General features: G+C 70.8%; 5 protein-coding genes. 3 read left to right on the top strand and 2 right to left on the bottom strand.

The features are described 5' to 3' along the window. Positions 1 to 86 precede the first annotated feature (86 nt). Positions 87 to 401, bottom strand: coding sequence for a hypothetical protein (locus tag AB0M28_RS39795; protein ID WP_365415616.1), 315 nt, complete (start codon positions 399 to 401; stop codon positions 87 to 89). 98 nt (positions 402 to 499) lie between these two features. Further along, a complete protein-coding gene (locus AB0M28_RS39790; protein ID WP_365415612.1) occupies positions 500 to 2170 on the bottom strand; it encodes a sodium:solute symporter family protein in 1671 nt (556 codons plus the stop codon). Positions 2171 to 2306: 136 nt separating this feature from the next. Here AB0M28_RS39790 and galT point away from each other — a divergent pair, with 136 nt between their 5' ends. From galT to galK, 3 genes are read left to right on the top strand one after another with little or no spacing between them, the layout of a single operon-like run. Continuing rightward, entirely contained in the window at positions 2307 to 3389 is a 1083-nt protein-coding gene (galT, locus tag AB0M28_RS39785; RefSeq protein ID WP_365415610.1) for a galactose-1-phosphate uridylyltransferase, read from the top strand. Then, positions 3380 to 4348, top strand: a complete 969-nt coding sequence (gene galE, locus AB0M28_RS39780) for a UDP-glucose 4-epimerase GalE (protein ID WP_365415614.1) — start codon at positions 3380 to 3382, stop codon at positions 4346 to 4348. The genes galT and galE overlap by 10 nt, the downstream gene beginning before the upstream one ends. Then, complete coding sequence (gene galK / locus AB0M28_RS39775) at positions 4345 to 5520, top strand: galactokinase (protein ID WP_365415608.1); 1176 nt, start codon at positions 4345 to 4347, stop codon at positions 5518 to 5520. The genes galE and galK overlap by 4 nt, the downstream gene beginning before the upstream one ends. Positions 5521 to 5634: the final 114 nt, after the last annotated feature.

Genomic DNA, 5634 nt, shown 5'->3' with positions numbered 1-5634 from the left:
GATCAGGTCGAAGGCGCGCTCCCAGGAGACGGGTTCGTACGCCGTGGCGCCCCAGACCCTTCCCGGCGCCCCACCCGCCGGAGGCGCTAGTGGGCGTCCGGCCGGTCCATCGCCGCGGCGATCTCCTCCGCCGACGGCGGGACCACCGGGCGCAGCCACTGCCAGAGCAGGAACAGCAGGCCCAGGAGCAGCATGGACAGCCCGGTCCACAGGTTGATGTTGATGTCCTGGGCCTTCTCCAGCTCCTCGTCGGAGGGGTTGATCCCCGTCGCGGTGACGATGATCCCGTAGACCACGAACAGGCTGCCGATGATGAGGCGGATGTCGAAGAGGCGGGCCGCCGAGGCGGACTTCGCCTCCAGCTCCTCGACCTCGTGGGCGAGGGCCTCCGGCTCGGTCATGTGGTGCGGCGGCTGGGGTTCCTCGTTGCTCATGTCGTTCGCTCCCTAGCGAGAGTTGGTCTGCGGGCCCGGGGGCAGGGGGGGACGCGGGCCCGGGGTCAGGAGAAGAACGGCACGTAGCACAGCGCCGCCAGGATGATCGCGCCCCAGCCGAGCAGCGCCGGCCGGCGGTACCAGGCGTCGTCGCCGTGCGCCGGGGGCTCGGCCATACCGGGCGAGGTGGTCCCGTACACCAGGCCCTGCAGTTCGCTGACCGGCTTGGGCCGGGTGAACACCGACACGACCCCGATGACGACGGCGCCCGCGACGAACGCGACGATCGACGAGACGAAGTTGGCGCCCTGGTCGCTGGGGATGTCGATGATGTCCTGCTTGTAGAAGAGGAAGTAGTTGAGCATCGCGGCCACCGTGCCGACCAGCAGCCCCCAGAAGCCCGCCGCGCCCGTCATCCGCTTCCAGAACATGCCGATGATGAAGACGCAGAACAGCGGCACGTTGAAGAAGGAGAACAGGGTCTGGAGGTAGTTCATGATGTTGCTGAAGGTGGAGGCGATGAACGCCGTCCCCATGCCCGCCACCACGCCGACGGCCGTGATCACGCGGCCGACCGCGAGGTAGTGCTCGTCGCTCCGGCCGGGCCTGAGGTAGGGCCGCCAGATGTCGTTGGTGAAGACCACGTTGAACGACGAGACGTTCGCCGCCATGCCGGCCATGAACGCCGCGAGCAGACCGGTCACCGCGATGCCGAGCACGCCGTTCGGCAGCAGGTCGCGCATCAGCACCGGGATCGCGTCGTTGTACTGCAGGTCGCTGCCCTCCTGGCCGATGGAGGGCTCCATGACCAGGGCGATGAGGCCGGGTACGACGACGATCGCGGGGATCAGGATCTTCGGGTACGCGGCGATCAGCGGGGTGCGCTGGGCGGCTGAGAGGTTCTTGGCGGACAGGGCGCGCTGCACCTCGGCGAAGTTGGTGGTCCAGTAGCCGAAGGACATCACGAAGCCGAGCCCGAGCACGATGGTCAGCCAGTTGGCGCCCAGCGGGTTCGACTCGCCGATGCCGGTGCCGCCGAACGCGGTGAGGAAGTCGTCGCCGTGGCTGGCGGTGAGGCTGTCGCTCAGACCGCTCCAGCCGCCGACGCGCTTGAGGCCGAGGATGGTGAGCGGGATGAGCGCGGCGAGGATGACGAAGAACTGCATCACCTCGTTGTAGATCGCCGAGGAGAGACCGCCGAGGGTGATGTACGCGAGCACGAAGAGGCCGGCGATCACGATGGCCACCCACTGCGGCCAGCCCAGCAGGGCCTCCAGCACGATCGCCATCGCGTAGAGGTTGACGCCCGCGATCAGCACCGCGGAGACCGCGAAGATGATCGAGCTGAGCAGGTGCGCGGGCGGGCCGAAGCGGTGCAGCAGGAACTCCGGAACCGAGCGGACCTTGGAGCCGTAGTAGAAGGGCATCATCACCAGGCCGAGGAAGACCATGGCCGGGATGGCGCCGATCCAGTACCAGTTCACCGTGTACAGGCCGTACTGGGCGCCGTTGGCCGCCATGCCGAGGATCTCGGTCGCGCCGAGGTTGGCGGCGATGAAGGCAAGACCCGTGATCCAGGCGGGCAGTGAGCGCCCGGACAGGAAGAAGTCCAGGCTGGTCCGGACGCTGCGGCGGGCCATGAACCCGATGCCGAGCACGACCAGGAAATAGATGATCAGGATCAGGTAGTCGACCCCGTTGACCGGGAGCCGCAGGCCTTCGGCGAGGTGGTTCATGGCCGCAGCATGCACCATGAGATGTCCGATATTAGGCATTTGCCCTCATGTGGAGTAATGGGGCCATCCGTTGACGCAGCTGTTCGCTTGTGGTTCATTGTGTTCGGCTCTGTTTGGTTTATGGGGAGAGGCTTCCGTGAAGAAGACCCCGACGCGGCTCGCCGACGGCCGCGAACTGATCTATTTCGACTCCGCCGACGGGACGGTCCGCGACGCCGTGGACACGCGGCCCCTGGAGGCGACGCACACCGCCTCCGAGGCACGCTTCGACCCGCTGCTCTCCGAATGGGTGGTCGTCGCCTCGCACCGGCAGGGCCGCACCTACCACCCGCCGGCCGACGAGTGCCCCCTGTGCCCCTCCCGCGACGGCCGCCTCAGCGAGATCCCGGACGACGACTACGAGGTCGTCGCCTTCGAGAACCGCTTCCCCTCCCTCACCGGCGGACCCGGCCCCGTCGCCGGCGAAGCGCTCTTCCCCCGGATGCCGGGGGCGGGGCGCTGCGAGGTGGTCTGCTTCACCCCCGACCACGACAAGTCCTTCGCCGACCTCACCGAGGACCAGGCCGCGCTGGTGCTCCAGGCGTGGACGGACCGCACCGCGGAGCTCGGCCGGCTGCCCGGCGTCGAGCAGGTCTTCTGCTTCGAGAACCGCGGCAAGGAGATCGGCGTCACCCTCGGCCACCCGCACGGCCAGATCTACGCCTATCCGTTCACCACCCCGCGTACCGCCCGGATGCTGGCGTCGCTCCAGGCGTACGACGGGGACGGCAACCTCTTCGACGACCTCGTCACCGCCGAACTCGCCGACGGCTCGCGGATCGTGCTGGACACCGAGCACTGGACGGCGTTCGTCCCGCACGCCGCGCACTGGCCGTACGAGGTGCACCTCTACCCCAGGCGCCGGGTGCCGGACCTGACGGAGCTGGACGACAAGGCGCGCGCGGAGTTCCCGGCCGTCTATCTGGAGCTGCTGCGGCGCTTCGACCGGATCTTCGGCCCGGGGGAGCCGCCCACGCCGTACATCGCGGCCTGGCACCAGTCGCCCGTACGGGCGGAGCGGCGCGCGGACTTCGCACTCCACCTGGAGCTTTTCACCATCCGGCGGACACCGGGCAAGCTGAAGTATCTGGCAGGCTCGGAGTCGGCGATGGATGTGTTCATCAACGACGTGCCGCCGGAGCAGGCGGCGGAGCGGCTGCGAGAGGTGGCATCGGAATGAAGTATCTCGTGACAGGCGGCGCCGGCTATGTGGGCGGCGTCTGCGCGGCCCATCTGCTCGAGGCGGGGCACGAGGTGGTCGTGCTCGACGACCTCTCCACCGGCTTCCGCGCCGGGGTGCCCGAGGGCGCGTCGTTCATCGAGGGCCGCATCCAGGACGCCGCGCAGTGCCTCGACTCCTCGTACGACGGCGTGCTGCACTTCGCCGCCTCCTCCCAGGTCGGCGAGTCCGTCGTCAACCCGGAGAAGTACTGGCGCAACAACGTCGGCGGCACGATCGAGCTGCTCGCGGCCATGCGCGAGGCCGGCGTGCGCAAGCTCGTCTTCTCCTCCACGGCCGCCACGTACGGCGAACCCGCGTCCGTGCCCATCACGGAGGCGGCGGTCACCGCGCCGACCAACCCGTACGGCGCGACGAAGCTGGCCGTCGACCACATGATCACCAGCGAGTGCGCGGCGCACGGGCTGGCGGCGGCGTCGCTGCGGTACTTCAACGTGGCGGGCGCGTATGGCGCATACGGCGAACGGCACGACCCCGAGTCGCACCTCATCCCCCTGGTCCTCCAGGTGGCGCTGGGCAAGCGGGACTCGATCTCGGTCTACGGCGACGACTACCCGACCCCGGACGGCACCTGCGTACGCGACTACATCCACGTCGCGGACCTCGCCGAGGCCCATCTCCTCGCCCTGGACGCGACGAAGCCGGGCGAGCACCTGATCTGCAACCTCGGCAACGGCAACGGCTTCTCCGTCCGCGAGGTCGTCGAGACCGTCCGCAAGGTCACCGGCCACCCCGTCCCCGAGATCGTCGCGCCGCGGCGCGGCGGGGACCCGGCGGTGCTTGTGGCGTCCGCGCAGGCGGCGAAGGACAGGCTGGGCTGGCGCCCGAGCCGGACGGACCTGGCCGGGATCGTGTCGGACGCGTGGGAGTTCGCGCAGACGATGCAGGGGGAGAAGTGAGCGCTTCGATCGACGCGGGAGCCACGGCGGCGGCCTTCCGCCAGCTGTACGGCGGGGAGCCGGACGGCGTGTGGGCGGCGCCCGGCCGGGTCAACCTGATCGGCGAACACACCGACTACAACGACGGCTTCGTGATGCCGCTGGCACTCCCGCACTCCACCGTGGCCGCGGCCCGGCGCCGCGACGACGGCGTGCTGCGGATCCACTCCGGCGACGCCCCGACGGGCGTGGTGGAGCTGCGGATCGCGGACCTCGACCCCGTGACCGTGGGAGGCGACCGCGGCGGCTGGGCCGCGTACCCGGCGGGCGTGCTGTGGGCGCTGCGGCGCGGCGGGCTGGACGCGGGCGGCGCGGACATCCACTACGACAGCGACGTCCCGACGGGCGCGGGCCTCTCCTCCTCGGCGGCGCTGGAGGTCTCCACGGCCCTGCTGCTCAACGACCTGTACGGGCTGGGCCAGTCGGCGCAGCAGCTGGCCTCCTGGTGCCAGAAGGCGGAGAACGACTTCGTCGGCGTCCCCTCCGGGATCATGGACCAGACGGCGTCCGCGTGCTGTACGGAGGGCCACGCGCTGTACCTCGACACGCGTGACCTCACCGCACGCCAGGTGCCCTTCGACCTGGCGGCCGAGGGGCTCTCCCTGCTCGTCGTCGACACACAGGTCAAGCACGCGCTGGGGGACGGCGAGTACGCCAAGCGCCGGGCGGGCTGCGAGGAGGGCGCGCGGATCCTCGGCGTACGGGCCCTGCGGGACGTGCCCTTCGGCTCCCTCCCCTCCGCGCTCGCGCGGATCGACGACCCGGTGATCCGGGGCCTCGTCCGGCACGTCGTGACCGAGGACCGGCGGGTCGAGGAGGTCATCACGCTGCTCGACGCGGGGCGTACGCGGGAGATCGGGCCGGTGCTGGTGGCGGGCCACGAGTCCCTGCGGGACGACTTCACGGTGTCGTGTCCCGAGCTGGACCTCGTGGTGTCCTCGGCCGTCGCGGCGGGCGCGCTGGGGGCGCGGATGACGGGCGGCGGCTTCGGGGGCTCGGCGATCGTGCTCGCGGAGGCGTCGGAGGCGGACGCGATCCGCGTCGCGGTGGAGAAGGCGTTCGCGTCGGCGTCGTACCGCGCACCGCGCACGTTCGCGGCGGTGCCGGGGCCGGGGGCGCGACGCCTTCGCTGACGCACGCGGCGGCGCCCGCCTCGTGGGGGTGCCGGTACGCACCCCGCCCCCTGCGTGGGGGTGCCGGTACGCGCCCCGCGGCCGGCGCCGCCCCGCGCCGTCGGCGCGGGGCTT

The sequence above is a fragment of the Streptomyces sp. NPDC051940 genome (assembly GCF_040680895.1).
GTDB lineage: Bacteria > Actinomycetota > Actinomycetes > Streptomycetales > Streptomycetaceae > Streptomyces.
Note: the sequence above shows the minus strand (reverse complement) of the source record. Positions and strands in the feature narration are given on the sequence as shown.